General features: G+C 60.9%; 37 protein-coding genes and 2 pseudogenes. 7 read left to right on the top strand and 32 right to left on the bottom strand.

Annotated elements, in window-relative coordinates:
- Nucleotides 1-87: 87 nt before the first annotated feature.
- Nucleotides 88-231: pseudogene (locus tag RQH86_RS04190) on the bottom strand (transposase); the annotation flags it as partial.
- On the opposite strand from RQH86_RS04190, the gene RQH86_RS04185 reads away from it, so the two are divergent.
- Entirely contained in the window at nt 230-520 is a 291-nt protein-coding gene (locus RQH86_RS04185; RefSeq protein WP_153066241.1) for a hypothetical protein, read from the top strand. The pseudogene RQH86_RS04190 and the gene RQH86_RS04185 sit on opposite strands and share 2 nt — an antisense overlap.
- Here the strand turns inward: RQH86_RS04185 and RQH86_RS04180 are convergent.
- The 5 genes and pseudogenes from RQH86_RS04180 to RQH86_RS04160 all read right to left on the bottom strand — a co-directional run bounded on the left by RQH86_RS04180 (nt 495) and on the right by RQH86_RS04160 (nt 4,577).
- On the bottom strand, nt 495-1,475 hold the full coding sequence (locus tag RQH86_RS04180) for a hypothetical protein (RefSeq protein ID WP_311238289.1): 981 nt from the start codon (nt 1,473-1,475) through the stop codon (nt 495-497). The genes RQH86_RS04185 and RQH86_RS04180 overlap by 26 nt on opposite strands.
- Nucleotides 1,476-1,522: 47 nt before the next feature.
- Nucleotides 1,523-1,797, bottom strand: a pseudogene (locus RQH86_RS04175) (hypothetical protein); the annotation flags it as partial.
- Between the two features lie 350 nt (nt 1,798-2,147).
- Complete coding sequence (locus RQH86_RS04170) at nt 2,148-3,377, bottom strand: DUF418 domain-containing protein (RefSeq protein WP_311238288.1); 1,230 nt, start codon at nt 3,375-3,377, stop codon at nt 2,148-2,150.
- 41 nt (nt 3,378-3,418) lie between these two features.
- On the bottom strand, nt 3,419-3,976 hold the full coding sequence (locus tag RQH86_RS04165) for a TetR/AcrR family transcriptional regulator (RefSeq protein WP_053069772.1): 558 nt from the start codon (nt 3,974-3,976) through the stop codon (nt 3,419-3,421).
- Nucleotides 3,977-4,373: 397 nt separating this feature from the next.
- The gene (locus RQH86_RS04160) at nt 4,374-4,577 is read right to left on the bottom strand and encodes a hypothetical protein (RefSeq protein ID WP_311238287.1); all 204 of its coding nucleotides are present in this window, start codon (nt 4,575-4,577) and stop codon (nt 4,374-4,376) included.
- A gap of 96 nt (nt 4,578-4,673) precedes the next feature.
- Between RQH86_RS04160 and RQH86_RS04155 the strand changes: the two genes are divergently transcribed.
- Together RQH86_RS04155 and RQH86_RS04150 are read left to right on the top strand one after the other, a co-directional pair.
- Nucleotides 4,674-5,270 (top strand): hypothetical protein, encoded by a 597-nt coding sequence (locus tag RQH86_RS04155; RefSeq protein ID WP_311238286.1) that lies wholly within the window; start codon nt 4,674-4,676, stop codon nt 5,268-5,270.
- 965 nt (nt 5,271-6,235) lie between these two features.
- Nucleotides 6,236-7,198 carry a tyrosine-type recombinase/integrase gene (locus RQH86_RS04150; RefSeq protein WP_311238285.1) on the top strand — a complete coding sequence of 321 codons (963 nt, stop codon included), beginning with the start codon at nt 6,236-6,238 and terminating at the stop codon, nt 7,196-7,198.
- 1 nt (nt 7,199) lies between these two features.
- On the opposite strand, the gene ssb is transcribed toward RQH86_RS04150, so the two are convergent.
- Complete coding sequence (ssb, locus tag RQH86_RS04145) at nt 7,200-7,634, bottom strand: single-stranded DNA-binding protein (protein ID WP_311238284.1); 435 nt, start codon at nt 7,632-7,634, stop codon at nt 7,200-7,202.
- Between the two features lie 80 nt (nt 7,635-7,714).
- On the opposite strand from ssb, the gene RQH86_RS04140 reads away from it, so the two are divergent.
- Nucleotides 7,715-8,251, top strand: coding sequence for a hypothetical protein (locus RQH86_RS04140; protein WP_311238283.1), 537 nt, complete (start codon nt 7,715-7,717; stop codon nt 8,249-8,251).
- A gap of 190 nt (nt 8,252-8,441) precedes the next feature.
- On the opposite strand, the gene RQH86_RS04135 is transcribed toward RQH86_RS04140, so the two are convergent.
- The 17 genes from RQH86_RS04135 to RQH86_RS04055 all read right to left on the bottom strand — a co-directional run bounded on the left by RQH86_RS04135 (nt 8,442) and on the right by RQH86_RS04055 (nt 17,837).
- The gene (locus RQH86_RS04135) at nt 8,442-8,663 is read right to left on the bottom strand and encodes a hypothetical protein (protein ID WP_311238282.1); all 222 of its coding nucleotides are present in this window, start codon (nt 8,661-8,663) and stop codon (nt 8,442-8,444) included.
- Nucleotides 8,656-9,018, bottom strand: coding sequence for a hypothetical protein (locus RQH86_RS04130; RefSeq protein WP_311238281.1), 363 nt, complete (start codon nt 9,016-9,018; stop codon nt 8,656-8,658). The genes RQH86_RS04135 and RQH86_RS04130 overlap by 8 nt, the downstream gene beginning before the upstream one ends.
- The gene (locus tag RQH86_RS04125) at nt 9,003-10,109 is read right to left on the bottom strand and encodes a hypothetical protein (RefSeq protein WP_311238280.1); all 1,107 of its coding nucleotides are present in this window, start codon (nt 10,107-10,109) and stop codon (nt 9,003-9,005) included. Before RQH86_RS04125 ends, RQH86_RS04130 begins: the two co-directional genes overlap by 16 nt.
- The gene (locus RQH86_RS04120; protein ID WP_311238279.1) at nt 10,102-10,491 is read right to left on the bottom strand and encodes a hypothetical protein; all 390 of its coding nucleotides are present in this window, start codon (nt 10,489-10,491) and stop codon (nt 10,102-10,104) included. Before RQH86_RS04120 ends, RQH86_RS04125 begins: the two co-directional genes overlap by 8 nt.
- Entirely contained in the window at nt 10,488-10,751 is a 264-nt protein-coding gene (locus tag RQH86_RS04115) for a helix-turn-helix domain-containing protein (RefSeq protein WP_311238278.1), read from the bottom strand. The genes RQH86_RS04120 and RQH86_RS04115 overlap by 4 nt, the downstream gene beginning before the upstream one ends.
- 10 nt (nt 10,752-10,761) lie before the next feature.
- On the bottom strand, nt 10,762-11,862 hold the full coding sequence (locus RQH86_RS04110) for a hypothetical protein (protein ID WP_311238277.1): 1,101 nt from the start codon (nt 11,860-11,862) through the stop codon (nt 10,762-10,764).
- Nucleotides 11,862-12,257, bottom strand: coding sequence for a hypothetical protein (locus RQH86_RS04105; protein ID WP_311238276.1), 396 nt, complete (start codon nt 12,255-12,257; stop codon nt 11,862-11,864). The genes RQH86_RS04110 and RQH86_RS04105 overlap by 1 nt, the downstream gene beginning before the upstream one ends.
- Before the next feature lie 247 nt (nt 12,258-12,504).
- Nucleotides 12,505-13,452: a tyrosine-type recombinase/integrase gene (locus RQH86_RS04100; protein WP_311238275.1), complete on the bottom strand. Its 948-nt coding sequence runs from the start codon at nt 13,450-13,452 to the stop codon at nt 12,505-12,507.
- A complete protein-coding gene (locus RQH86_RS04095; RefSeq protein ID WP_238151807.1) occupies nt 13,445-14,068 on the bottom strand; it encodes a hypothetical protein in 624 nt (207 codons plus the stop codon). The genes RQH86_RS04100 and RQH86_RS04095 overlap by 8 nt, the downstream gene beginning before the upstream one ends.
- A gap of 60 nt (nt 14,069-14,128) precedes the next feature.
- Nucleotides 14,129-15,103, bottom strand: coding sequence for a recombination-associated protein RdgC (locus RQH86_RS04090; protein ID WP_311238274.1), 975 nt, complete (start codon nt 15,101-15,103; stop codon nt 14,129-14,131).
- A gap of 3 nt (nt 15,104-15,106) precedes the next feature.
- On the bottom strand, nt 15,107-15,334 hold the full coding sequence (locus RQH86_RS04085) for a hypothetical protein (RefSeq protein WP_115513021.1): 228 nt from the start codon (nt 15,332-15,334) through the stop codon (nt 15,107-15,109).
- Between the two features lie 3 nt (nt 15,335-15,337).
- Nucleotides 15,338-15,604: a hypothetical protein gene (locus RQH86_RS04080; RefSeq protein WP_311238273.1), complete on the bottom strand. Its 267-nt coding sequence runs from the start codon at nt 15,602-15,604 to the stop codon at nt 15,338-15,340.
- Between the two features lie 128 nt (nt 15,605-15,732).
- Nucleotides 15,733-15,951: a hypothetical protein gene (locus RQH86_RS04075; protein ID WP_115513023.1), complete on the bottom strand. Its 219-nt coding sequence runs from the start codon at nt 15,949-15,951 to the stop codon at nt 15,733-15,735.
- Nucleotides 15,948-16,553: a hypothetical protein gene (locus tag RQH86_RS04070; protein ID WP_311238272.1), complete on the bottom strand. Its 606-nt coding sequence runs from the start codon at nt 16,551-16,553 to the stop codon at nt 15,948-15,950. Before RQH86_RS04070 ends, RQH86_RS04075 begins: the two co-directional genes overlap by 4 nt.
- Nucleotides 16,550-16,786, bottom strand: a complete 237-nt coding sequence (locus RQH86_RS04065; protein WP_311238271.1) for a hypothetical protein — start codon at nt 16,784-16,786, stop codon at nt 16,550-16,552. Before RQH86_RS04065 ends, RQH86_RS04070 begins: the two co-directional genes overlap by 4 nt.
- A complete protein-coding gene (locus tag RQH86_RS04060) occupies nt 16,783-17,604 on the bottom strand; it encodes a recombinase family protein (RefSeq protein ID WP_311238270.1) in 822 nt (273 codons plus the stop codon). Before RQH86_RS04060 ends, RQH86_RS04065 begins: the two co-directional genes overlap by 4 nt.
- On the bottom strand, nt 17,601-17,837 hold the full coding sequence (locus RQH86_RS04055) for a helix-turn-helix transcriptional regulator (protein WP_115513028.1): 237 nt from the start codon (nt 17,835-17,837) through the stop codon (nt 17,601-17,603). Before RQH86_RS04055 ends, RQH86_RS04060 begins: the two co-directional genes overlap by 4 nt.
- Nucleotides 17,838-17,889: 52 nt before the next feature.
- Here RQH86_RS04055 and RQH86_RS04050 point away from each other — a divergent pair, with 52 nt between their 5' ends.
- Genes RQH86_RS04050 through RQH86_RS04040 form a run of 3 tightly spaced genes read left to right on the top strand, consistent with a single transcriptional unit; the run spans nt 17,890 to nt 19,181 of the window.
- Entirely contained in the window at nt 17,890-18,237 is a 348-nt protein-coding gene (locus tag RQH86_RS04050; protein WP_311238269.1) for a helix-turn-helix domain-containing protein, read from the top strand.
- A 27-nt stretch (nt 18,238-18,264) separates the two neighbouring features.
- Complete coding sequence (locus RQH86_RS04045; RefSeq protein ID WP_311238268.1) at nt 18,265-18,453, top strand: hypothetical protein; 189 nt, start codon at nt 18,265-18,267, stop codon at nt 18,451-18,453.
- Between the two features lie 38 nt (nt 18,454-18,491).
- A complete protein-coding gene (locus RQH86_RS04040) occupies nt 18,492-19,181 on the top strand; it encodes a DUF4145 domain-containing protein (RefSeq protein WP_311238267.1) in 690 nt (229 codons plus the stop codon).
- A 68-nt stretch (nt 19,182-19,249) separates the two neighbouring features.
- On the opposite strand, the gene RQH86_RS04035 is transcribed toward RQH86_RS04040, so the two are convergent.
- From RQH86_RS04035 to RQH86_RS04000, 8 genes are all read right to left on the bottom strand, one after another.
- Nucleotides 19,250-19,648 (bottom strand): hypothetical protein, encoded by a 399-nt coding sequence (locus RQH86_RS04035; RefSeq protein WP_311238266.1) that lies wholly within the window; start codon nt 19,646-19,648, stop codon nt 19,250-19,252.
- Nucleotides 19,645-20,142, bottom strand: a complete 498-nt coding sequence (locus RQH86_RS04030; RefSeq protein WP_115513032.1) for a hypothetical protein — start codon at nt 20,140-20,142, stop codon at nt 19,645-19,647. Before RQH86_RS04030 ends, RQH86_RS04035 begins: the two co-directional genes overlap by 4 nt.
- Nucleotides 20,133-20,357 (bottom strand): hypothetical protein, encoded by a 225-nt coding sequence (locus RQH86_RS04025; protein WP_153066035.1) that lies wholly within the window; start codon nt 20,355-20,357, stop codon nt 20,133-20,135. Before RQH86_RS04025 ends, RQH86_RS04030 begins: the two co-directional genes overlap by 10 nt.
- Entirely contained in the window at nt 20,354-20,773 is a 420-nt protein-coding gene (locus RQH86_RS04020) for a hypothetical protein (protein WP_311238265.1), read from the bottom strand. The genes RQH86_RS04025 and RQH86_RS04020 overlap by 4 nt, the downstream gene beginning before the upstream one ends.
- Nucleotides 20,770-21,318 carry a hypothetical protein gene (locus RQH86_RS04015; RefSeq protein ID WP_311238264.1) on the bottom strand — a complete coding sequence of 183 codons (549 nt, stop codon included), beginning with the start codon at nt 21,316-21,318 and terminating at the stop codon, nt 20,770-20,772. The genes RQH86_RS04020 and RQH86_RS04015 overlap by 4 nt, the downstream gene beginning before the upstream one ends.
- Nucleotides 21,319-22,007: 689 nt before the next feature.
- The gene (locus RQH86_RS04010) at nt 22,008-22,547 is read right to left on the bottom strand and encodes a hypothetical protein (RefSeq protein ID WP_311238263.1); all 540 of its coding nucleotides are present in this window, start codon (nt 22,545-22,547) and stop codon (nt 22,008-22,010) included.
- A gap of 3 nt (nt 22,548-22,550) precedes the next feature.
- Nucleotides 22,551-23,147: a type II toxin-antitoxin system MqsA family antitoxin gene (locus tag RQH86_RS04005; protein ID WP_311238262.1), complete on the bottom strand. Its 597-nt coding sequence runs from the start codon at nt 23,145-23,147 to the stop codon at nt 22,551-22,553.
- 666 nt (nt 23,148-23,813) lie between these two features.
- Nucleotides 23,814-24,467 carry a hypothetical protein gene (locus tag RQH86_RS04000; protein ID WP_311238261.1) on the bottom strand — a complete coding sequence of 218 codons (654 nt, stop codon included), beginning with the start codon at nt 24,465-24,467 and terminating at the stop codon, nt 23,814-23,816.
- Between the last annotated feature and the right edge of the window lie 4 nt (nt 24,468-24,471).

The raw sequence follows: 24,471 nt of genomic DNA, 5'->3' as shown, positions 1-24,471 counted from the left end.
GTATCGGGATTGTGCATAGAAGCGGTGCCCGGCTTCTGTAAGCGAAAGTCTGCACGTGCTGACTCGCCCAACAGTGAGCGCGCCAGGTTTGCCAAACTTACGCAGCCAGGCGAAGACGCTGCGCGTGGTGACACCCAGTCGCTCGGCGACTTCTGCCACCTTGAATCCACGATCGGACACTTGCCGGACCGCTTCGATCTTGAACTCACCCGTATACCGCTTGCTGCTCATGGACACCTCCGAATCAGCCATTTCCCATGGCCTTGAGATGTCTGGGAAACCCTGGGCGTATCAGATGAAGGTGGACAAGGCGGGCAAGTTTGCCGGCAGAGCGATGGATAGTTGGGCGTATGAAAACGGAGTGGAGCTGGACTTCTTCTGGCGTAGCACAGCCACTGATAACACCTTGGCGAAAAGCTTCAACGGACGGGGTAGGTCAGATGCTTTAAATGACAGCCACGCGTTTTCAAAGTTCATAACACGCTTCAAGACGGCTATGGAAATTCTTTGCGCTGCATAAGCATTGCGTAGACTCGGATTACAGGGGTGGTGCTAGCTGATAAATGGCGCAGCCTCAGCTCTCGGTCATGCCAACGCATTGATTGATCCGCAACGCGTTTGAAATCGCCGAACCAGACGTCATGGTCGCGCTGGTAGTGCGCTCCGTCGAGTAGTCCATCGAGTAACGCAAAGCCACGCTCACGCGAGCCCCCGGCGGGTGCGTACTCAAGGTATCTGAGAGTCTCTATCAGTTGTGCACGTTGTATACGGCCGGTGCCATCGGAGGCCGCCGCCTCGCGCAGCGGGCCGGTCTCGATTTGATCAAGGAATTCCTTGGAAGCAGCGGCTAGCGCGGTGTCACGTAGTGGTTCCTGCCCGACATACCCGAGCAGCTGGGTCCGGACGTTATAACCCGCTTGCCGGATGAGAGACACCGCTGCATCCACTTCCGGCTCTTTCGATGGAGCTGGAGATGCGGGCTCGCTTATCCGATCATTGGGTAGCTCCGCGACGAAACGCTGTTCAAGCAGCCGATGATTGCCAGCCAGGCTCGCTGCGCAACGAGGTGCCGACAAGTGCGCCTCCACATAGTCGCGATAGCTTGACCGCAGCTGCGAGTGGACCCCAGGGATGCTTTCAACGCGTTGAAGTGCCAGTTGGATGTCCGACGCGACGCTCAGCTCGGTTGCAGTGAAACTGGCGTCATCGCCCCGCGCACGCAGCAGCATCTTCGTCAGGCGCTGCGCAATCGCGGCTTCAGTCGCCGTGGATCTCGGAGGTAATGCAATCACGGACTTCAGCGCAGGTGCGATTTCAGCTTCGCTCCGGGCGCGATCAACCTGCCCAAGGAGCAGATCGGCGCTCTGGGAGGCATCGTTGACAGAGAGTGTCGGGAGGAGCGTGTAGATCGGCGTCGGGTCGTCTACATCGTCGCTCTCGCAGTTGGCAACAGCAGGCCTGGGCAACCCCGGCAACTCAGCGCCATTAGGGCGGGCAGGGCGATGCTCTGGCGACCGCCCTAGGTGATAAAGCCCGAGCGCAGGCTGTAACCGGCAAAGTCCCCGTTTAACCCCGCCAGCAAAGCGTCTTCGCCAATGCAGCGCAGGTCCTGCCAGTCAGCCGCCGCGATCTCGCTGCGTCGGCGCCCGCCACTGGCAAAACCAAACAACAGCAGTGCCTTATCTCGAAGCCCCTCCAATGAGTCGTCACAGGCGGAAGCAGCGCCTCAAGCTCGGGACGACACGAAGCGGACATTACGGCCTCCACCAAAGGTTGCTGGCCGGCACCCACTGCGCTTGGAGGTCGACCGGAATCAGTTGTGGGCTGTAATCAACGTGACGGTAGCGGGCCATAACATTCCCTTGCCGTGATGGATCGGGTGTAGCAGCATGGGCGAAGGTCTTCTTCAGCTTCGTTTGGCGCAATCCTCCCAATTTAGTCGGCCCTGGGAGTTCTGCCAGCGCTCAGCCAAAGAAGGCCGCGTAGCCGGCGCGGCTGTGAGGTAGATTGACGGCATCCCAGTATCCGGGTCTTGTCGACGCCGGCGGCCGCTGCGACGCGCTCATGGCGCTGAATCCGCCCACACACCACCCCGCCGACAGGCGCAAAAAACGCGGCGCTAATGCCGCGACGCGGCATCACCCACGCTACCGGCTTCGGGCCTGTTCAGCCTCCGCCCCGGCCGCTGCGAGCGCCGGTGGGCGCTGGCGAATGCCGCCGTAGCTCAATCGCCGCCACAGCCACTCCACCGGGCCGATGCTGAAGCGCGCCAACCACCAGCGGCTGCTGATCACCTGCATAGCGAACAGGAGCACGCCCAGCGCCAGCGCCAGGTCGAGCGGCATCCGCCCGTACTGGCCCAGACCGAAGCCGTAGAAGATCCATGTGCAGACCAGCGACTGCAGCAGGTATTGGGTCAGCGCCATGCGACCGAGCGGCGCGAACACACCCAGCCACACGCACCAGCGTGATCGCTGCAGCAGCAACAGGATGCCGGCCGCGTAGCCCAGGGTCAGCGCGAACTTGGCGAAGAAGAAGGTCGCCTTAATCAAGACCCGCAGCGGCTGCAGCGCAAGCTGATTCACCCAGGCATGCAGCGCCTCCTGCGGCACCGCGTTGGCCACCAGCCCGAAGCTGAAGCAGAGCACGAAGACCTGCCGCAGCCGGCGCCGATGCGCGTCCGGCGCCGAAAGCCATCCGCCCTTCCAGGCCGCAACGCCGACGATGAAGAACGGCGCCAGGATGACGAAGCGATTGGCGATACGCATCGGGCCGACCACATGCAGCGTTTCCCACCATCGGTATTGCAGGGCGTCGAGCCACCCACCTTGCCCGTAGTGCTGGAGACCAAGGATGTAGGTTTGCGCCGACGGCAGATCCGTTGCAAGCGCCTGCATCGGACCGGCAATCACCGCTGAGACGATCAGCACTACCGGGATCGCCCACAACACCCGGCCGGCCGACAGCCGCAAGAAGGGCAGAACCATCAAGCTGATCAGTGCGTAGTCGAGCAGGATGTCGACGTTCCACAACAAGAACGTGTGCACGCTTCCCAGCAGGGCGAGCACCGCGCTGCGACGCAGCGCAAACGGCCAGCGCGACTGACCATTTTCGGACGCACGATCGGCTTGGATGGCGAGGCCAGCACCGAACAGGATCGACAGCAGCGCCGCCGCCTTGTTCTCCAACAGAACCCTAACGAGGTCGCCGGCCAAGCCACCGAAGTCTCCCAGCGGATAGGCGACCCCGGCTTCCCGCGCCAAATCGGCACCGCAGAAGTAACCGATATTGACCAGCAGCACGCCGAACAAGGCCAGACCGCGCAGCACATCCAACTGCAACAACCGTTCGCCGCGAGCGACCGGGTCTTGCGACACAACTTCCGCAGACATAACTACTCTCTCAGTAAGACACTGACTCAGTTCGCCGGAGCGATGCCGAGCACCCGCGCCGCCATGTTTTTTGCCCGCGTGGCGGGAGTCGGGTTTCCTTCGCGAACCGCGGTGACCACGGCACCGTCGAACAGCAGCATGAGATCGCCGGCCGCGCTTTCGTCCAGACCGGCCGCTCGCAACAAACGGGCGAAGTAGGCCTCGAAGCGGTGCTTGTGCGCAGCCGCAGCCCGGTGCAGTGCGTGGCTGGGCGGCGGCGTCTCGGCGATGGTGTTGAGGAAGGCGCAACCGCGGTAGTCGGGACTGGCCAGGCGCATCGCCAAGGCGTCGAACACTGCCAGCGGCCGCAGATTTGCATCGGGCGCCAAGCGCTCGACCTCCTGCTCGAACCATGCGCAGAGTCGTTCGTCGCGCCGCTCCAGCACTGCCAACGCCAGACCTTCCTTCGACCGAAAGTGCCGATAGAAGCTCATGCGGGCGACTTCCGCGGTGCTGATGATGGCGTCCACGCCGACCGCCTGAATCCCCTGCCGATAGAAGAGATTGGTGGCGACATCCAGGATGCGCTCGCGAACCTTGCTCATGATCACTCCGGCAGTGGATTCGCCGCGGATGATATAGACCGATCTGTATCATTTCAAGTAGAGCGCAGACCCACGACATCGCCGGGAGCAGACGTGGCATCGCGTTTGGCTTGGCTGGCTCGGCGCTTGAACTCAGGCGTGTTCGGTGCTGGCGGCAAAGGTCCAGGCCTTGGCGTGGATCGTGCTGATCCTAGCCATCACGGAGTACGCGGGGCGGGGCCAAACGTTCGATCGATGTGCTACTCCCCATAGTGGCCGGAAGGGATGCTCAGGGTTGCGAAGCGATCAGCAGGAACCTCCTGAAGTTCCTTCTTTCGGGCGAGGTCTCGCAGCACTTTCTGAACTTCTTCTTCTGGCCGCTCCTCGACCTTGCCGGTCGAGGAGTGGCCTCTTGGGCTTAGACATCCGTTTGCTCGGCGATCTCTAGGGCGTCGTCGACCTCGATGCCTAGGTAGCGCACGGTGCTTTCTAGCTTCGTATGCCCAAGCAATAGCTGGACCGCCCTGAGGTTTCGTCTCCTGCGGTAGATCAGCGAAGCGTTGTTGGTCCTGCGCATCTTGTGGGTGCCGTAGGAGCCGGAATCGAAGCCGGCTTCTTCCACTCAGCGGTGGAAAATTCTGGCGTACTGCCTCGTTGATAGGTGAGGTGAGTCCGATACTCGGCTGCTGAAAAGAAAATCCGAGGCTTTGAGGTCAACATGGGTGATCCAAGCCTGATGGGAGGCGGTGAGAAGGAGCAAGCCAGCACGCCGGGCACGGGCGCTTCAGCGCTCGGGTCTGGCGTGCTGAGCGGCGACAACAACGGCCAGGTCATATATGCCGGCAAGAGTGATTATGCCGCCAAGCACCTACCGCGTTTTGAAACGATGCCGTGGACTGCTGAGGTGTTCGATCAGCGTCCGGTTGCCGCTGATCCGCAGGTGTTCTGCATGTCCAGCGTGCCCACCGCCTCAGATCCGCGCGAGGCGTCTTGTACCTGTCTGACAGAGCAGGGCACGCGGTACGATCTTCCCCAGCCCATGTGCCGCACGCTTGCGCGCAATGGCGCTCCTCACAACCCGTACAAGGACGTGCGCCAGCAGCAGCGCAACAACAGCAGCAGGCGCAAACCGGGCAGGTGGGTCATCAGAATCAGCCTTTGCAGCTCGCAGGATCTGTCATTGCAAGGGGCACACGTGACGTCGGCACCTTCCCCGAGTCGAAGTCTTACGCTTCTGCTACTAGCGTTCCTTCGACCACGGCTGATCTGTAGACCATCAGCAGGGATCGTGCGTCAGCTGCACCCAGCCGTTTGACACGCGTTTGAAACGGCGGCCTTGTAAGCAGCGCTCGCCGTCGCTTAACGGTCTTGGTGGGTCATATTCCCGCACCTCAGGCGCGTTCCTGGGTGTCTGGACGTCCTGTCTAAGTACGCGCTGCATCTGCTGCGTCGCTAGTTTCGATTCTTTTTCAAGCTGCGCCATCGCTTGGCGCGTCTCGTATCTGGTGTACAGCCCAACGACGATGCTATGCGCTAGTAGTGCGATGAAGCCGCCAAGCGCAATCTGCCACCATAGGTCTGATGAGTCTGCTTGCTGATATCTGCGTTCCATGCCGCCCCCGATCTTGTGAGCTGGCATTGTAGGCCGGGGGTGTAGGGGCATAGCCCCTACGGATAACGCCTCGCCCGAAGTGGCGGTCTCGCCATTCGCCAAGATCCACGACGACGACCTTGCCCATCGACTGCTGAACCGCTTTGCGGTTGGCGTTTCGACGGCGGACCGAATCCCGAATGTCGCCAGCATTGGCATGCCACAGCGAGCCACGCAGCCGGCGTTCTGGTATCAGTTCGCCACTGGGCGCAATCAGGTCGCGCCCGGCCAACCGCCAACCAGCCCACGGGCCGGTGAGTTCGGCATGGTTCGTCACCATGCGCCGATGCAGATCATGTGCGCAGCTGTTCGGGCAAGGCGTTCCCACTGGCCAGCAAGGCGGGCGTCGGTCAAAGTTGTAGGTGCCTGTCATGCGGAGAGTTCCGTTTCGCTAGGAGAACCGTTCGGCAGGCAAGTCTTGATCCAAAGCCAGATCCAGCGGAGCCGCGCCCGTAAGGCCATCAGATCTGATTTCGCATAATGTATATTATGTAAGATCTCGGGTTGCTTGGTCAGGGAGAGACACGATCTCGGAAATTTCCTGACGGTTTTCTCAGCCCTTTCAGCATCTTACATTCGATTGGTTTCGGTCTGTTCGCCGGTCTCTTTTGAGGTCTGGTTGACAGTTGATGACAGTAATACGTGCTTATTGTTCGATCTCGGAGCCTGCGTTACGCGAGCGGTTCGTGTGGTTCCTCCAGATCACTGGGCGATCGCCTGAAACCACGAAGTCGTATCTGCGTGCGCTTGCGCGGTTTGACCGCTTTGCCACCGACAATCCTGTAGATCGCAGCGGTATCGATGTGGTCCATCGTTTCGTTGGATTGCGACGTGACCAGGTGCGGCCGGCCACCGTCAACATTGAGGTCAACGCGCTGCGTTGCTGGTTCCGATGGCTTGCGCAGAACCAGCCGGATGCGTGGAAGCCAGCCAGCTTGCCGCGCTGCTGCCGCGTTCCCGTGCGCCGCGTCTGGGCGCTCACCGATGCCGAGGTCGGCATGCTGCTGGCAGCGCCCGATCTGACCACGTATGTCGGCTTCCGCGACCACGTCATCATGGCCACGCTGTACCAATGCGGTCTGCGTGCGGGTGAACTGGCAAAGCTGCAGGTTGGTAGCATCCTTCCCGATGGCTTCTTGATCGTGTTTGGCAAAGGCAACAAGGAGCGGCTGGTGCCCATCGGCGAACACTGCGTTGGGCTGCTCCATACGTACTTGCGCGAACGCGGGAAACTCCGGCCGGGAAAGAAGAATGCGCTCTTTTTGACCGTACACGGCCATGCGCTGCGCGATGCACGCAGCGTGTGGGTGATTGTGCGTAAGTATGCAAATGCGCTGGGCTACGGGCACGGCGGTGCCGTGGCGGCGCTCGACGCGACGATCTCTACCAGGCCGTGGACCGGCCATTATCCGCACAGGCTGCGCACTGCATTTGCCACCGAGTTGCACCGGCGCGGCGTGAACCTCATGGCTTTGTCGCAGTTGCTGGGCCATGCCAGCGTGGTGACCACTGCACTGTATTTGGGCATCGACATGGCGCAGCTGCGCGAGGCAGTCGCCCACCACCCGCGAGCCAAACGCGTGAGCGAGTGAATCAAAACGGCAAGTCATCGCCCCGCTCCTCTTCGCCAGGAAATGCTGGTGCTTTGGCTGCGGCACGGCCTTGGTGTTCCGGCTTCGTCTGCGCGTGTTCTCGCTCGGCGTGCAACGTCAATCCTGCTGCGTTGACATGCACGAACACCTTGCTGCGCGGCCGGCCGTCGTCGCTCCATCGCTCGGTGTGTTTGCGCCCCTGGATCGTGATCATTCGGCCCTTGCGTAACTGGCGCTCGGCGGTTTCTGCCGCAGCGCCGAACAGCTTGATGGCAAACCACTCGGTGTGCTCGCAGCGCTCGCCGCTGCGGTCGGTGTAGGTCTCGGTGACGGGGATCGACAGCTCGGCAACGAGCTTGCCTCCGGCCATCGCGCGAATAGTTGGATCTGCACCGATAGTCCCGGTCACGATCACACTTTGGAAACCTCGATTCATCATCCCCCTCCAGTAAGACGTGCCTTGGCCGTTTATTCAGAGATCCCAAAAAACCTATCTATAAGAGCTAAGGTCGAAAAATGACAGATGCCGTTGCTGAGAGCGCAAAGCCCAAGGAGAAATCCAAAAAGGAGAAGAACCAGCGTCTTGAGGGCATTCTGGAACTTGGACGCAATTGGGCTTTGGCTGTCGCCATAGCTGGTGCCGGCATCGCGGCAAGCAAAGCGGAGATTGTCGACAGTCCCGGCGAATGGCAAAAAGTCGTTTTTTTGACATGTACGTTTGCTTCTTTGATCTGGATAGCTCTCGCTGTTCTTCGCTTTGACGACGTGCTCACCCTCGAGAGCATGGCCCCACGCAGCCACTGGATCAGCTTCGCGCTTATCCTCACCCTGCTGCCGCTCGGCGCCGTAATCGTCTATGGCGTCGCGAGGTTCTCTGACAACGCAGCTATCGTCAAAATATGCGAATCGGTGCCAGATACGGTGGAAAGTAAGATCCATGAGTACGACGAGTGTGTCCGGCTGAAAAAAAAGCGCGATGCGTTGAGAGCCACACTGGAGGGAAACACGCAGACGACTCATGCTACTGAGGACCCAGCAGAAAGGCCTAGATAAGCTTCGGCTTCGTGCTGATTGATTTGGCAATTGCTCATTAGCTTTGAAACGTCTGTCTGTAGAGCGAGCGCATCGTTTCGCAGCTGCGTGGCTACCGAGATAGGCGTGCGCAACGCAGCTGCAAGGGCGTAGGGCGAGAAAAGAACTGGGTTTGGCGCTATAGCAAGCAGATCAGCTACTGTTGGTTGCTTCATGCTGCCCTCCCCTGCGCCTTGCGCGGCGCGTCAGGGAGCGCACGCAGGCGCTCCAACAGCGCTGTGTGCTGGTTGCGACTCAGGTCCAGCGTGCTGGTGGCACCAACCGCCTGGAGGTGCAGGCGGTACGTCGGCTCGTCGAGCCCTTTGGTGCCATGCGCGTAGCGGCGCAACGCCTTGACCAGCGGCTTGCTGATCTGGAAGTCACGGTCAGCCATTGCGCACCTCCGGCTTGGCCTGATGGTCGATGATCTTGCTCACCGCCCAGGCGCGCATGCGCTCCCAGCGCGCCTCGGGTGGTTCGTGCTGTCCGTGGGGGTAGCGCCATTCACCAGCTTCATCGTTCTCGAACACGACTTCTTGCACCAACTGGTGGGCGATGTTCAGGCGTCTGGCCGCCCGGTTGGCCTCAAAGTCGTAGTCGGTGCCGCCGTGTTCGCCCTGATCTAGATCGGTTCCCCGGAAGTGAGCAAGCGCCCCCAGTGCGCAGAAACAACCATCCTGTTCGACGATGCCTGCGATCAGCTCCTTCTCCGGAAGCGCGTCGAGTGCGGCGATCAGATCGCGCAACATGGACTGTCCTCGCTTGCCGCGCAGGGCCGATGCGACCTGCGCGCGCCAACGACCGAATGCCAATGCGTCATCCATATCATCGGTATATCCGCTGCGGCTGATAAGGCCTCCTGCGACTTCGACTGTTTGTTCTGCTGGTCGATGAAGTCGATCTGCGCCGCAATTAGCGCTCCAGCACGCACCAGGTCCCTGTGGGCATCGCGCGGCTTCCACCATGCCGCATCCCAAGGCCAGCAAGCCGGCGGCGATCCGGTGGCGATGTGTTGCCGCCCACCGGCCTGCAGATCCATCGCTGTGAGCTGCACATAAGCGACTGCCGCCCATGCCAACTGTCCATAGCGATAACCGGCGTCGCCCTCGGGTGTCATGCCTTCCACCAGCACCTGACGCGCGCGCTCTGTGGCGATTGCCTGCACACCAGTGATCGGGACCGCCGCTGCCGGCTGAGGGTGTCCGGCATTTCCAGGCAGTGGAGTATCAAAGTGCAGCGCGTTCTTTGCCTCCTGCTTGCGTCGGATCTTTGTCATCACTTCTGGCTGCATGATCCGAACCAACTCGCGGGCACCCTCGGCATGCATGTCCAGCCCGGCCACCATGCAGTAGCCCGCCAGCGTGACCATGACGCCGCCGACCTCCTGCGCCGGCTCACCGACCGGGCGGCCGTAGACGTAATCGACCAGCGTCGCCACACGCGTCTGGTCATAGCCATTCGACTGCAGCAGCTCTAGCACCTCTTCCAGCAGGCGGTCGCCGCGCTCGGTCATGTCGGCATAAAGCGATGGCAGGAAGCACTCGCCCATCCAGGTGGACACGCCAGCTTGAAAGGCATCTTCTGGCGCAGGAGCAGATGCTGACGCGGTGCCCCGTATTGCGGGCGAAGATCCATCCAAGAGGATGCAACCTTCCTCCTCCGCGTCTACACACTCGCAGTAGAGACCTGCTCCGCTGTGGCCTTTCTCGCTGTAGAAGATTCGCACGCGGGATCGGTCGTCGAATTCCCGATCGAACTCTGGATCACCCGCCATCATCAGTGCTTCGTGGAGCTGGCACGCGGTCAGATCCAAGCAGTTAGCGTTGCATGTATTATTCATGGCACGAACTCCGCTGTTTTTGCCCGCGTTGAGCAATAGCCGCGGCGTCCTGCACGCTGACAGTCACGAGTGTATCTGCGCCGATTGCGCGAAGGTCGCTCAGCTGGATGGCATTGATGCACGTCAGGTGTTCGGCGGCGGCGGTGCGTAACCGGCGTGCCCACTGCTTGAGCAGGCGGGCTTCAGCGAGCGTGCCCGCTCGGAACGCTTGGTTTGCAACTTCCGTGGACAGGGCGGCCAGATCCATGCCCGCCGCGTCGGCGCGCTCGGCCAGTTCGTGCAGGCTGGGGTGTAACGCATTGCGCCCGATGGCGTGGCCGGCAAGGAAGCCGATGCCACCGGTGAAGACGGCCGTGATCAAGATGCTGATGATGGTGATCATGCGGCCATGACTCCCCTACCGGGCAACTCCGGCAGCAACGTGCGTTGCTGATCGGTGAGCCGGTATTGCGCCACGCGGCAGTCCTCGCCTTCGCGGTTCGGTACCGTGATGGGCGTGCTGGCGATGTTGAAGCCCTGATTGCGCAGGTCGTGGACACGCGCGCTTGCGCGCGCAATGCCCAGTTCCATCCAGATCTCTACCGCGGTCATCGGCTTTTGCTTCAGTGCGGCGAGCAGCTTGGTGTTCTGATCCTCGTGCATGGCGGCGACCTCAAAGAGTGAAAGGCATGACGACGTGGGCGATCTCGTCGGGCGACACGTCGAGGGGCTGGACCAAGGCCGCGCCCTTGACCTCGCGTGCGAGGTGCAGCACTACCTGGTCAGTACGGATGGCGCTTAGGATCTGCTGCAGCTGGCGCGGGTGCAGGCCGACGCGGATCGTGCCCGAGTGCTCAAGCGCAGCACCGGCTTCGGTCAGGTGTTCCACGTTCTCGCCGGCCTTGTCGGTCATCACCACCGCGTCGGGCAGCAGCTCCAGCGCGATGCAGTGATTGATGCCCTTCTCACCGCCCCAGGCGGAGAAAGGAACGAAACGTCTCAGGGCTTCGATCATGGCCTTGCGGTCAAAACGCACGCGTGCCGCTGCAGCTGCCGGATCTGGCACCAGCTTCTCGATGTCCAGAACCACCTGGGCTTCTACCATGCGAACGATCAGGCACATCGCAGCGCTCTCGATGCGCAACGCCAACACATGTGCCACGCCCGCCGCTCGCCCCACACTGATGACCGCTTCCGGCTGCCCGAGCGCATCGGTGATGCGCCCGAGCTGGTACACCGGCAAGCAAAACTTGGGTCCCGTATAGGCGATCGCGCGGCGCGCCATCAGTTTGCCGTCGGTCGCCCAGACCTTGCCGGTTTCGACGAAGACGACGCGGCAGTAGGCACGCACGTCCTTGTCATCCGGCGCGTGCTGCACGTGCGACACGGCCTCTGCCAGCATCGTTGCCGGCAGCTCGATCGGCTCCCACTTCATCCGCTCGGCGTCCGGTAGTGCAGACGGGTCGGGATGGGTGCCCACGCGATAGCGCGAACGGCCGCGGACCACTTGCCCGTCGGCGCGCAGGTCCAGTTTTCCGCCGCCGGCCGCAATGGTACGCAGGGTGCTTTCGTGCAACAGCAGCTGGCCGTCGTCCTGCACGTCTGCAGCGATGGTCATACGCGTGTAGACCTGGGTATCGGTGGTCTCGATCTGCAGCTCACCATTGCCTGCCGTGATACGGGCAAACTGCAGCAGTTCCATGGTGCTTTTTGCCGGCGCTGCGCTGTGCTTGAGCGCATCCGCCAGCTGGTTCGAATTGACGGTGGCACGCATCAGACAGTCTCCGGAATCAAGGGGGCCTGCGTCGGTGCAGGCAAGGTGGCGAGGTATTCGGACAGGATGGAATTGGCCCAAAGCCGCGTGCGCTCCACGGAACTCAGCAAGCTGCTATCCAGTTCGTGATCGATCTCGGCGCGCTGCAGAACGTTGCCGTTGAGATCGACGATGAGGCGGACGCTGTCGTTGACGAATTGCATGTCCGCGTCGTCGTCGCACGCCTCTCCATAGGCAAAGCGCCGAAGCCGGCCGCCTTCCCAGATGCCGAACAACAACGCGTAGGCGCCGTTAAACGTCATGCGTTCCAGGCACGCCAGTTCCATCGCATCGGCCAGTTCCCAATCGCCGCGTTGCGCACGCGCGATCGCATCGCGCTGCATGGTGGTCATCATCGTGCGGTCCTCCGGAGACGGGTGACGTTGTCGATCGGTAGCTGCTGCTGTGGATTGGTCTTTGGTGTCGGCCGGCCTTGCTGCCGGCACCACTCACGCAGTGCGTCGTCGAACGCGCCATGCTTGCTGCTGGCACTGCAGGCGCATTCCACGAGGTGACCGCCACCGGCCTGCAGCGAGCGCTGGTCGTGGATATGGCGGGCTGTGTGGCCGATACGGCACAGGGGCAACGGTGTGGCGTGGCTGATCATGCGTTGCATGGCAGTTCCCCCAGTGGCGCCAGCGTGCGGATGGCAGCGCGCTGCACCTCTGCTGCGTGGGCACCGTAGACGTTGACCGTGGTGGACTTGTGCTTGTGGCGTGCGTGCGCGGCGCCGGCGTCCAGGCCTGCACGCTCCACCACTTCGCCCAGGCGGCGATGCCGCAGCATGTGCGGGTGCAACCCGGGCATGCCGGCTACCCTGCCCCGCTCACGCACCATCAGGTACACGGACTGCCGCGACAGGCGCCGGCCTGTGGCATTGACGAACAATGCAGCCTCACCGGGCAGTGCCATCTTGTCGCGTGTGCGTCGCCACGCCTGCACGGCGCGCACGGTGACGGGTTCGATACCGACCACTTCGAAGTCGTCATCCTCGCCACCCTTCGGGCGTACATACACGCGCTGGCTCTCTTCCAGCACGGTGAAGCCGTTGCGCGACACCGGGGCATCGTCCAGCAGCGCCACTTCGCTGGCGCGCAGTGCGCCGTCGAGCATCAGCAACAGCATGGCGCGGTCGCGGATATCTGCAGGTGCCCGCTCGCCGATGCCGGCAATCATTGCCTTGAGTGGTTCCAGCTCCGGCGCCACCACCGTGCGCTGGCGGAATTTGATGCGCACGTCGCGGGTGGCATCGTGCTGCATCAGGCCCTGCATGCGGCACCAGGACATAAAGGCGCGCACCGCAGCCAGCCGCCGCGCAGCAGTGCGGCGCGCCCACTTCATGTGGCGCATGCCCTCGTCGAGCCACAGGTTCACCAAGCGCTCGCTGACAAGCTGCACCAGCGTCACGTCGAAGCGGCCGAGAAAAGCCGTCAGCATGGTTAGATCGGCGCGGTACGCGGCGATGGTGTTGATGCTGGTGCCGCGCAGGCGACGGTGGTCAAGGAAGTCCGGGACGAGGGTGGCGAGGTCGCCGGGGATGGTGTCAGCCATGAGTCACCTCCGCGGTGGCGGCGGCGCGGTCGTAGATCTGCACGGCATAGGCAATGGCGTACAGACGCCACATGAAGTGAAATCTGAAATCCTCTAACGAAGAGCCGTACTCCCATGGATCGCTGAAGCCGAAGTGCTTATAGCTCTCTCCATCAGGCTTAAAGTTATCCATGTTCCCGATGGCGCGGCCAGTAGCTTCGACATCCTCGTCGTCAAACAAGACGGAGGTTTCCAGCTCGTCCCAAAGCTGATTGGCCCACTCGGGTACGGGACCGTCATCCTCGGTGTTTTCGGCTACGAACTCATCAAATTTTTCCTTTACGATCTGATGGAATAGCTCGCTACTGAACTCCTTCTTAGGGCCATCGTTTGCCACGCATTTCTCGGCCCAGTACTCCGGATTGATCGGTAGCCCGCCCGCCGTTGCTGCGATTCTCTCTTCGCTTTCGCGGAAGAACTCCAGCATGTCTTCCAAGCGGGTAAACAAGGCGTGACCCATGTCGCCGGAAATGGCCAGGTAGCCGGGCCAAGTCACGATGTCGAAGCCGTAGCAGGACGTGCCCGGCTTTCGGAATCGCAAGTGTCGGTAGGTGCCGTGATCGTGCAGCACGGTCATGGTGTGCGCAGCAGTGTCGCGGCAGAAACTTGTCAGAACATATTCTCGGGTACGCATGGATCAGCCCCCCGCCTTGCTGATGTGTAGCGCCTGCTCAAGCAAAAGAAACAGTCGGCGCACTTCGCAGGCCATGAGGTTGAAGCGCGCATCCAGCTCCGCGCTTACGCCCTCGGCATCGTTGCCGTCCAGCTTGTCGATGGCGCCATCGAGAAAACGCAGGCGGCGGATCACCAGGTCGTCGCCGAGAACAAAGGCGACGTGGTCGTCCAGCACAAGTTCCAGGCGCGTGACTTGCTTGCCGGCTTCAAGGTGCTTGCTCACCTCATCGCTGCGCAGCTCCTGGTGATTGCAACGCACGCGTGCGCCGCCTTCGATAGGGTCACGCAGCTCGCAGTCTTCACCCAGGCTCAAGCCTGCCGGCAGCTGCTCGCCGGCCAGCCAGGCGGTGAGCACAGAGCGCGGGGCTACTTCGGCATTGAGCGGCAGCGCCGGGAACGAGCCGAGGGCGCCGCGCAGTTCGCTACACACCGCATCGGAGGTCTTGCGGCTGCTGCTATCCACGGCGATGAAGCCGTGCTGCATGTCAAGGAACGCATCGGTGCGCTGCTCGCGCACGAAAGCCTTGGGGAGCAGCTCGTGGATGACGTCATCCTTGATGCGCTTACGCGCGCGGCCACCGGGGCGCTGACCTTCGCGTTTCTCGATCTCGGTTACCTTGGCCTCGACCGTGTTGTTTACCACTGATCCCGGCAGGAGCTTGTCTTGCCCGCCAACGGTGATCCAACCAAACTCACCGTGGATGATGGTAAGCGCGTCGGTCTGGTCGCTGTCGCGGCCATAAGGCGAGACGAAGCCGCGTGATGACATCTCAAGCGGGCCGACGGGCTTGAGGCGCTGAAGATCCAGCAACGTATTGAGCGCTTCATCGGCTGCCTTTTCGTCGCTCTGGTGGTTTGGCTCGCTTGCGAAGGCGCGGTAAAGCAGAGAGTCCGGGGCCCAGGGAAAACGGTAGAGCGTGAGATTGCGAAAGAACATGGCTCAGGCCTCCTCTTGGATGATCTTCTGGGCCTGCAGCAGCCGTGGCACGGTCTGGCCATCGTCATCTGCACGATTGATCGCCTCCGCCAGGGTGTAGCCCTTGGCTTTCAGCCAGCTGGGCTTGTTGAGGACAATGGCTGCGGCCAGGGATTCACCGGTGGACAGCGGTCCCGTTCCCCGTAGTCGCTTAGCGAAGCGCGCGACGCTCACGATGTGGTCAAGGTCCATTGCTCAGCCCCTCCCGCACTGCAGATCAACGGTGACGAACGCGGCGCGGCGTGCTGCGAAGCGGTTGCCCCGCGTGGCGAGATATTCGGCGTCGGCGGCATCCATGGCAGGTGCTGGATTGACGCCATGGCGACTGGCGTCATGCGCGGCATTGCGCCGCACGAGCAGCCGGTAGCTGACGATGGGGTATGCCGCAGCTTGCGGCGACGTTGCAGGTGTGGTGCACTTGTCCACGATCTTTCCTCCTACGGGTTTGATCACTGAAGCCATCGGCGTTCGTGCGCCGGTGGCTTCCTCGTTTGGGGCGGACCATGCCGCTGCCGAGTGCAGCAAGGTCCTGTGTTCGCCCGGTACGTCCTCGGCTCCGGGCTTCCTGGGGTGTTCTGAGTGCCGTCTGGTCACAGACCGTCGACCGCGTTGAGTTCGCGCGCGGCATAGATGGCGCGTTGCTCTGAGGGGAACCGTCGCGGATTCAAAGTGGGGGTGACGGCTTCGATGGGCTTGCCGACCGGCTTGCCTTCGGCGTCGACCGACTCGAAACGAATCAGGCGCCAGCCACTGCCGGCCGGCACCGCCGCAGGGAACCAACGCTTCCAATTGATGGCGGTGGTACTCATCCCTGCACCGCCTTCAGCACACGCGCCCGCTCGGTTTGCGGCATGGCGTTGGCGATCTGCGCAGTGAGCGTGATGCAGGCGCTCTGCACGTCGTTGATCGCGTGCAGCGCGTTGGCGAAGTGCTGCTGATCTTCCGGCCCGATACGGTGGTTGTCTTCGAGCATCGGCACGATGGCTTGCACAGCATCTGCGGCGCAGCGCATCAACTCGCACGGCGTGCCTACCTGCCCTACTACGTCCTCCGCATGCGGAGGACGGCGCGCGTACATCAACCCGATGCGCGCCAGCAGGTTTGCCAGCACATCCACACGCTGTTCCCGGGGAAGCGCCATCACCAGCGCTTCCTCGAGGTCCACCGGCATGCGGATCTCGCCCGAGAGCAGCCGGCGCACGGTCTGTGTGTTCAGACGCGCAGCCTTCTCGTGTTGGGCGGCGGTGCTGGCCACATGGAAATCGACCACACGGTCGGCAACATCGACGCTACGGTGGTAGTGCGCGACCACCGCGTCGGCGTACTCCTGCCACTGCATGCGCGAAGTCACCACGGCTTGCATGATGAGTGCGCTTAGTGCTTGGCTACGGGGGGCGTTGGAAGTGTTCATGCTCGCGCCTCATCTAATTGGCGGGTCTGTTGCAGGTGCTCGGCGAAGGCCGCGTACAACGCGGCTTGCGCGTTGAGCATCTGGTCGTGCACACGGGCATAGCTCGCAAGTACGTCACCGGTGATGGCGTCGCGCGCTTGGCGCGCGGCCGTGAAGCGGGCTTCGAGCACGCGTAGCTCGGGCGTTGGCATCACCAGCGGCTCGCTGATAGACACGTGATCTGCGTTGCTCATGGCTTTGCGGCCTCCGAAACCGCAGGTTCGTGTTCGGTTGGCAACGGCTGGATATGTTTCAACCCGCCATGCGTATTGATGACTCGGGAAACGGAATGCTTCTGCCAGCGACGGCCACCGGCAGGCGCAGGGATGCCGCGCGCTTCCAGCTCGGTAGAAATCCCTTGCAAGGAGAGTTGTTCCGCGCCGTCGTGCGGCCCGCGCAACTGCACGATCAACTCGCGGTGCGGCCAGGTCTTGGGGTCGCGATACAAGTGCTGGCCGACTACGCGGCCCAGGGACTCATCCCAACGACCGCCCACGGCCACGCAGCCGTACGGCGTGGTGCCGTACACCCTGCCCTGCTGCCGCAGGCCTTCCATCGTGGAGCGGGTGCGCTCGCGGATGGTGTCGCGTTCGTACTCGGCCACGGCCCAGAGCATGGTGAGCATCAGACGCCCCGTAGGCGTGGTGGTGTCCACCAGCTCGGTGATGCTGTGCAGGTTGATGCCACGGCCATCGAGCTCGTCGCGCACGAAGTTGAGGCCGTGCTGCGCATTGCGAAACAGGCGATCGAGCCGGAACACCACCACCACGTCTGCCTCGCCAGTGCGCAGGCGGTGCATCAGTTCCTTGCCGCCTGGACGCTTGTGCAGTTGGACGCCGGCGCTGATCCCTTCATCGAACACGATGTCGACCAGCTGCAGTTCGCGCAGTGCGCACCATTGCCGGATGCGCTCAGGTTGCAGCGCAAGGCTGTGGCCCTGCGCTGCCTGTTCGTCAGTGCTGACGCGCACGTAGCCGATTGCACGGCGCACGGTGACAGGCATGTCGATCATGCTGCCCTCCCCGGCCTACGGTAGAGGTCGTCCAAGGTGATCTCCTTCTGGAACAGATCCACCAGCTGCACCGCAAGGTCCGGCACCGGTCTGGTGGTGTCGGACTCCCATTGCGCGACTGCGGCTTTTCCGACGGGCGGATTGAGGCGGCTGCCCAGTTCCTGCTGCGACCACTTGCGGCGCTGCCGGGCAAGGCGGATCGGGTGAAGCTGAGGGGGATGGGTCGTTTTCATCTTGACGCGAAGTCTAGACCATCTATACCCAATGTCAAGACCACCTGAACCCATGAAAGTTCAGCCCGTCTATACTCCGCAGGTGAGCACCATCGGCGCCCGGATGCGCGCGGCCCGCGAAGCAGCGAAGCTTTCGCAGTTGGATGTAGCAGCGGAACTTGGCGTGACGAAGGGGTCGTTATCCGCCTGGGAGAACGACAAGAACTTCCCGCAGCTGCAGACCTTCATCCAGCTGTGTCAGCTCTATGGCACGTCGGCCGACGCGTTACTCTTCTCCGCAACCGCGGTGGCGGAGCCGCGCGCGCAATACAAGGTCGGCGAAGCCGCGGTGTTGCAGCGCCTGGTGGATGCGCTCAGCGACGAGCAGCAGCGCGCACTTGTGGTGCTGCTGGCGAAGTAAGGGATCTACAACTGACGGGGGGAATAGATGGGTAGCTATCTGACCGGCGGCTTCGGGCTGCTGATGATGTTCGTAATGGTTGTGCTGGTGCTGCTGTGGATCGCGTTGCCGATCGCGGTGTTTCGTATGAAGGACCGGATGGACAAGATGCAGACTCAGCTTGAGGAAGCGAATGGATACCTTGCTGCCATTGCGAAAAGTTTGGAGCGACAATGAGCGCTACGCATGTTTGCCCATGGTGTAATCACTCTAGCGTGATTACTGACAACAGCACCGGCGACCATTTCATTTTTTTTAACGGTAATAAGCATGGTCGAATGCGATTTATGACAATTGCCACAACTTGCCTAAATCAATCGTGTAAAGAATTTACGCTGCACGCCTATCTACACAGCCTGTCCCCCGGGACGCCTGGACGGTCAGAAAAGGTAACACTAGTTGAGGACTGGAGGCTGAGGCCAACAAGTGCAGAAAAACCAATGCCGGATTATATTCCGAGCCCAATCCTTGAGGACTATAGAGAAGCATGTGCGATTGTTTCCCTCAGTCCGAAAGCATCGGCCACACTGTCTAGGCGTTGCTTACAGGGGATGATCCGGGATTTTTGGAATATTTCTGGGCGCACGCTACACGAGGAAATAAATAAGCTAGAAGATAAAATCAATCCAGCTACTTTTGATGCAATTAATGCGATAAAGAAGATTGGGAACATCGGGGCACATATGGAGCGCGACATCAATGTCGTAGTTGATGTTGATCCGCAGGAAGCATCTCTATTGATTGATATGATCGAGATGCTGATCAAGGACTGGTATGTCGAGAGGCATGACCGTGAGCAGCGCATCGCTAGACTTCTAGAAATGTCCAAAATAAAGCAAGAGGCTCGAAAAACTACCGAAAGCCCAAGCTCTCCCGCCTTGCCGCCGCCCGACACGGCTGGCTAAACCTCCATTTATCCACCTCGTCCTCGTAAAGACCCAGCAGCGCCTGCACCCAGGCGCTGCGTTCTGGCTCAGTGCTCGGCTGGGGCGCGATCGATGCTGGTGGTTCCTGGTCGCAGACCGCCTCGGATCTTGGCGTTAACCCGGTCGACGGCCTCGCCAGCCTCCCGCAGGACGACAGGATCAACATCATGGCAAGGGCCAGGCACCACGACAGTGCGGATGCGTTCGATCGCGGCATGTGTGCTGCTCCGGTTTTCGTTGAGTGCGCCCGACACGGCGGCGCGCGTGCTTGCACCCGTGGCATCGATGGCGTTGTTGGCCTTGTTCTGGTCGGCAACCTGCTCAGCGAGCGCACTGCCGGCTTTCGCCTGCTGGCCCAGTCGCCCGTAGTGCTTGCCGAAAAAGAACGAGCCGACGTTGGTGACTACGAACAGCAGCACCGCTGCGAGGATGGCGTAGACCCTCACAGTAGCGGCCCGCGTGCGAGGTCCATGATGATCTGCATCACTGCACGGCGCTTCTCCGTGCTCTCGCCGTAATAGCGATCCCAGTGGCAGGTCATCAGCTCCACGCCCACCGCGTTCCAGTCGCCGCGACGCATGGCACTCCACAGGGGCGACCATTCGCGCATGCGCTCAGGCTCCAGGATATCGGCCAGGGCATAGATGTATGGCAGGCGCGGCACCGCTTCGGGGTGCACCACGATCAGCTCAAAGATCCGCGCACGCAGGCAGGCTTGCGCTGCTTGCACGTCATTGCTTAGCGCGAACTCGGCCACCTCTTCAGTCATGGCGCGCCGCTCGATTGGCCGGCCGTGGCCGTGCCGCACAATTCCCATTGAATCCTTCTTCGGGAATCTGTCGAACGTGAATAGCGATTTGAGCAGCACCATCGTGCGTGCCATCGCTTCCGTTTCAACCGCTGCCAGTCGCTCGTCATCCAGATCTGGCATCACCTGCATCCCCGCTCCATGGCAGCCATGCGTCGCTCAAGGCTGTCCACCTCGCGATTGCGCTGGCTGAGCATCTGGTCGCGATGACCCGCCGACTCCCGCAGGCTGCGCACCTCCCCGCTCTGGTTGACGTTCCACACGCCGAAGGCCACCAGCAGCCCGACCACGTACGTGTGATCAACGCGCATCGAGAAGAAACGACGCTCTTCTGCGGGCTGACTCACGGTGTGGATGCCTTTCGCAGGAACAACGCCCAGGCTGCGGCGGCTGCACGGTAGAAGAACGGCGCCGCGAAGCCGGCCAGTATGCCTAGCAACATGCCCGGCATGGTGCCGGTCAATGCCCACATCACTCCGAATCCCACCACAAGCGCCACAAGCTCCACCAGGAAGGTGCGCGCGTGCTTGGTGTGGTTGGCGCGGCTGTGCGGTAGCCAGCGGCGTAGCATCGGTTGGGAGATTGTGGCCATCGCTAGTGCCAGCAAGAATGAACCTGTTCCCAGTGGGACATCCTGCGTGATCTTGACCAAGAACAGCCAAAGCGCTTGCGCGCCTTCAGCGAACGCACTGCCGTGCAAGGCGATGAAAGTCGCAAGCCCGGCCAGCGAGATGCCCAATCCGCTTTTGATTTCCGCGTTCACTGCAGGGCCTGCACAGCGCTGAGTGCATAGCGGTAGTTATCCGGCCACGTGTCGGGCTTTGGTTTTCCCGGTCGCCAGGTGCGTTTGTACAGCGCCCAGGCTGCCTGCTGCTCGCCCAACGCCGGCAATCGCACCGGATCGGTAAACAGCAGCAGGCGCGCAAGAGCAGCCGCCAGGATGTCGCTGTGTTCCAGCGCGCTCCAAATGGCCTGCGGCTGGAACGGAATGCCCAGTGCCTCGCACACCTGCGCCAGCCAGTAGCGACTGGCGTCGTGCAGGTACACGCCCCACACCCCGCCGCGGCTGGCCTTGGTGCCCTGCTCGAACTGCGCCAGGCCGCGTGCAGGTCCCTTGCGTTCGGGACGCCTGACGTCGATCACCTGCCAGCGATGCGCCAATGCGCTCTCCTGCAGCATGATCGCAAGAATCATCACTAGCGCTTCCGGGCTGGTCATTCGCGGCGGCAACAGGTGCAGCGCCGGCACGATGATCTTGCGCAGGGCGTCAGCGGTCGAGATGGGCAATGGAAGCAATGGCGCGTTCATAACGCGATTGCAGCCGTTGCCTGCGTTGCCTGTCTGCTAGAACGGGAAACGTAGGCGTGCGCAAGGTGGCGGCCGTCGGTGCCTGAGACGGCAATACAGCGATGCCCAGACTTATCTCGACGACCCGATCGCGAACTTTGCTGCCACCTCGAAGGCCTGAGCGATCGGGTATGTCATCGGCTCAGGTACCAACGGGCTGCCTGGGGCTGGTAGGTACACATCGGCCTCTCCGGATTGGTTACGCCGAACCCTTGCGAGGACTTCCGCGCCACCCAAGCCTACACGCAACAACTCCCATTGGCCTCGATCAGTTGCGTTGCCGATTACAGGATTGTGCCAGCTCATACTGGCAGGCAAGTCCGGCAGCGTTACGCCGTTAGGTGCGATAACGTGCGGCTCTTTGGTTCGCTCCAGAGCAGTGCGGTGGGCAGATCGTGATGGCATCGCTCGCAAACCTTTGTGCGCTTGGGCACGTGTGAGATGCAGGCAATCCTACTGCCGGCTTTCTCAAGGGTTGCGACAATAGATGCCGGCCTGGCGCTGCTCAGGCGCCCCGCGGGTGAGCGGCCATCTTGGCACCGCGACCGGCAGATATAGGATGCTAGCGAGACCGACATTTACATATCAGTTTTAGCCCCTTTGAGCTGTCAGACTTTTACCCGCGAGCTCATCCAGGTTACAAGCGATAATCACCCTTCAGCTTGCGCTTCGACGCTCCGACGAACAGGCGTCGAAGATTGGATCTTTTTTTTCTTTACGGGCTTTTTACCCGGAAAAAAAGGAATCGGCAAAAGCGGCAACGACGCACTTCGCAACGTGTCATACACGTGCTGCCGCCAAAATGGCCAAGCATTATGTACGCAATTGTATTTAACGAACTGCGAGAACATTTCTTTCGTTGGCGTCCTAATCACAAAATATTCGACACTGAAAGTAGCTTCGATCGAATATAAAACTTCGATTTCAGACTCTGCCGTTTCCTGATAAACAGATCTAATGCCAAATTTAGCCAAAACCCGGAGAAGAAACTGATCTTCATCCTCACCCTCTATGGAGACCTTCATCATCTCTGGGTCGACCGACATAAACGTCTGAATTGAGCACTTTCCGTCGTGCTGCTCGGGCAAATAATCGCCTTCTCGGCTCAGAGAAGCCGTCCATAACGCAATATCCTGAATAGCGAAAAACTGCGTTACGTCATCGGCGCCGCTATCTTTCTTACGAGCCATAAATTAGGCGCTCTCTCGATAGCGAGGCTCATCGCTAGACCAGCTTTCGTTAGCTGGAGACCAACCATCTCTCCCCTCTCTAGCACTAACAAAATCAGCAAGATCAAATACCACACAAGCCGATACTGAGGAGCGATGAGGCCGTTCGGGTTCTAAAACTGCAATCGTCTCCCACTCATCCTTGAGTTTAATACCGGCCCTATCTGCCAAAAAGGTTCTTGCGCTGCCAACCTCATCAAATACACGCATTAGCAAATCCATAGACTTGCTATGAATTATCTCTCCGTGCTCGTATTTATAGAATGCATTTTTTCCACCTCCAAAGATAGCCGACGCCTCGTGTTGCGTCAGACTCCATTTTTCACGGAAAGAGCTAATGGCAGAGCAGGGAAGCAAATCATCAACACCCTTCTTAGCATCGGCATACAGCAGCGAGTTGTGCTTTTCATGAGCGGGCAGGACAACCTCCTCACCGCACTCAGGGCATTCAGCAAATTGAATGCCTTTGACAAGCAACAGGGACTCACCATACTGAATGGATTGATCTCCCGTGCGATTTTCCAACCTGCCTTTTTCACAAGCTGGACAAATGTGCGCCATGACGGACGTCCTATTAAGGATGAAAAGAAGTTACGTAGACCTGATCAACCACGCTGGGGCTAGGTATGCGAAACTTTATATATAGCTGCTTGTAAACAGCATGTCTGCCACTGATCCGATTGGCTGAATACGCATCGAACGGTTGTTGACCCTCGTATCTAAGCGACTTGCGGTATTCCCCCTCCGTGAGGGAGGCCACGCACTCAATCGCAGACTGCTTTGAGAAACCCTCTGCTTCGAAGCCGGCCTGGGCCCTCTTAGAGAACGTAACTTTGCCAGCGGCGCAGCGAGATCTGACATCGTCGAGCGTGTAAAGGGGTCCCGCAACTTGCTCACCATCACTGCCACCCTGATCACCATTGCGGCATGTTGGGGTCGACGGCGCCATTAATCAACCACCATGGTTGAATTTCGGCAGTTTTTCACAAATCTTGAGCACTTCCCTTGCGCCCGAGCCTTCATTCTCCAGGCCTGGTGAGAATCAAGTGACATGGCAGCCCTGCCTTTACAGTTAGAAGCGATTGTTACAAGTCCGCTGACATAGCGCCAGCGGTATGCCCCTACGCTTTTGTGAACAGCACCGCGAAAGGAACAGGGGAATAGCTGCAGACCACTTTCGGAGTACTAAACGCTAACCCTGCTGATGCAGAAGAGTGCTGCTTACCGTCAAGCTGTCGCCGGCTCGGCACTCGCCAAGTTGGCGACGATCGCACCATCAGTTGCCGCCTTGATCAGCGCCTGAAGCTTCCAGCCGGCAAGCTCCTGCGTCGCCTCCGCGTCGGGATATCGGATGGCGTAGGTCGGCGCGATGAGGTCGGCAATCGGCGCTGCTAGCACGCCGAGGGCGGCGCCGCGGTCCTCGACCTGGAACGTGACGGTGCCGGTGTCGTTGATCGGGTTCCAGATGATCGTGATCTGGCGGGCGAGCGGGTCCGCTTCCGGATCGGGCGCCACTATGTTTGCATCGTAGGCCACACGCGTTGCTGCCTTGATGCCGAGCAGCAGGTGCACGCCGGGTTCGGTGACCGTCTCCCCTGGCACCTGTGCCGCCTGGCCCGTTGCTGGGTCTACCTCATTGGTCGATGGCGCGGTGATGTCGTAGCTGCGGCCGATCAGGTCGCTGATCTGCACGGTGAGCACGCGCAGGAAGAAGCGCTCCAGCGTCTGCATCCAGCCGTCCGGGTGCGGCTTTGTTGTGATCTGCTCAAGATGGAACTCGACAGGCCCATCGTTTGTGGCCGGGTCCCATCGGATTTCGATGCGGGGCGACACGATCTTGGTCTGTGTGCCGAAGATAGGGTTCTCGCTGATGATGGTCATCTGG

Source organism: Xanthomonas sp. WCS2018Noco2-27 (assembly GCF_031843525.1).
Taxonomy (GTDB): Bacteria; Pseudomonadota; Gammaproteobacteria; order Xanthomonadales; family Xanthomonadaceae; genus Xanthomonas.
This window is presented reverse-complemented; position numbering and strand designations above follow the sequence as displayed.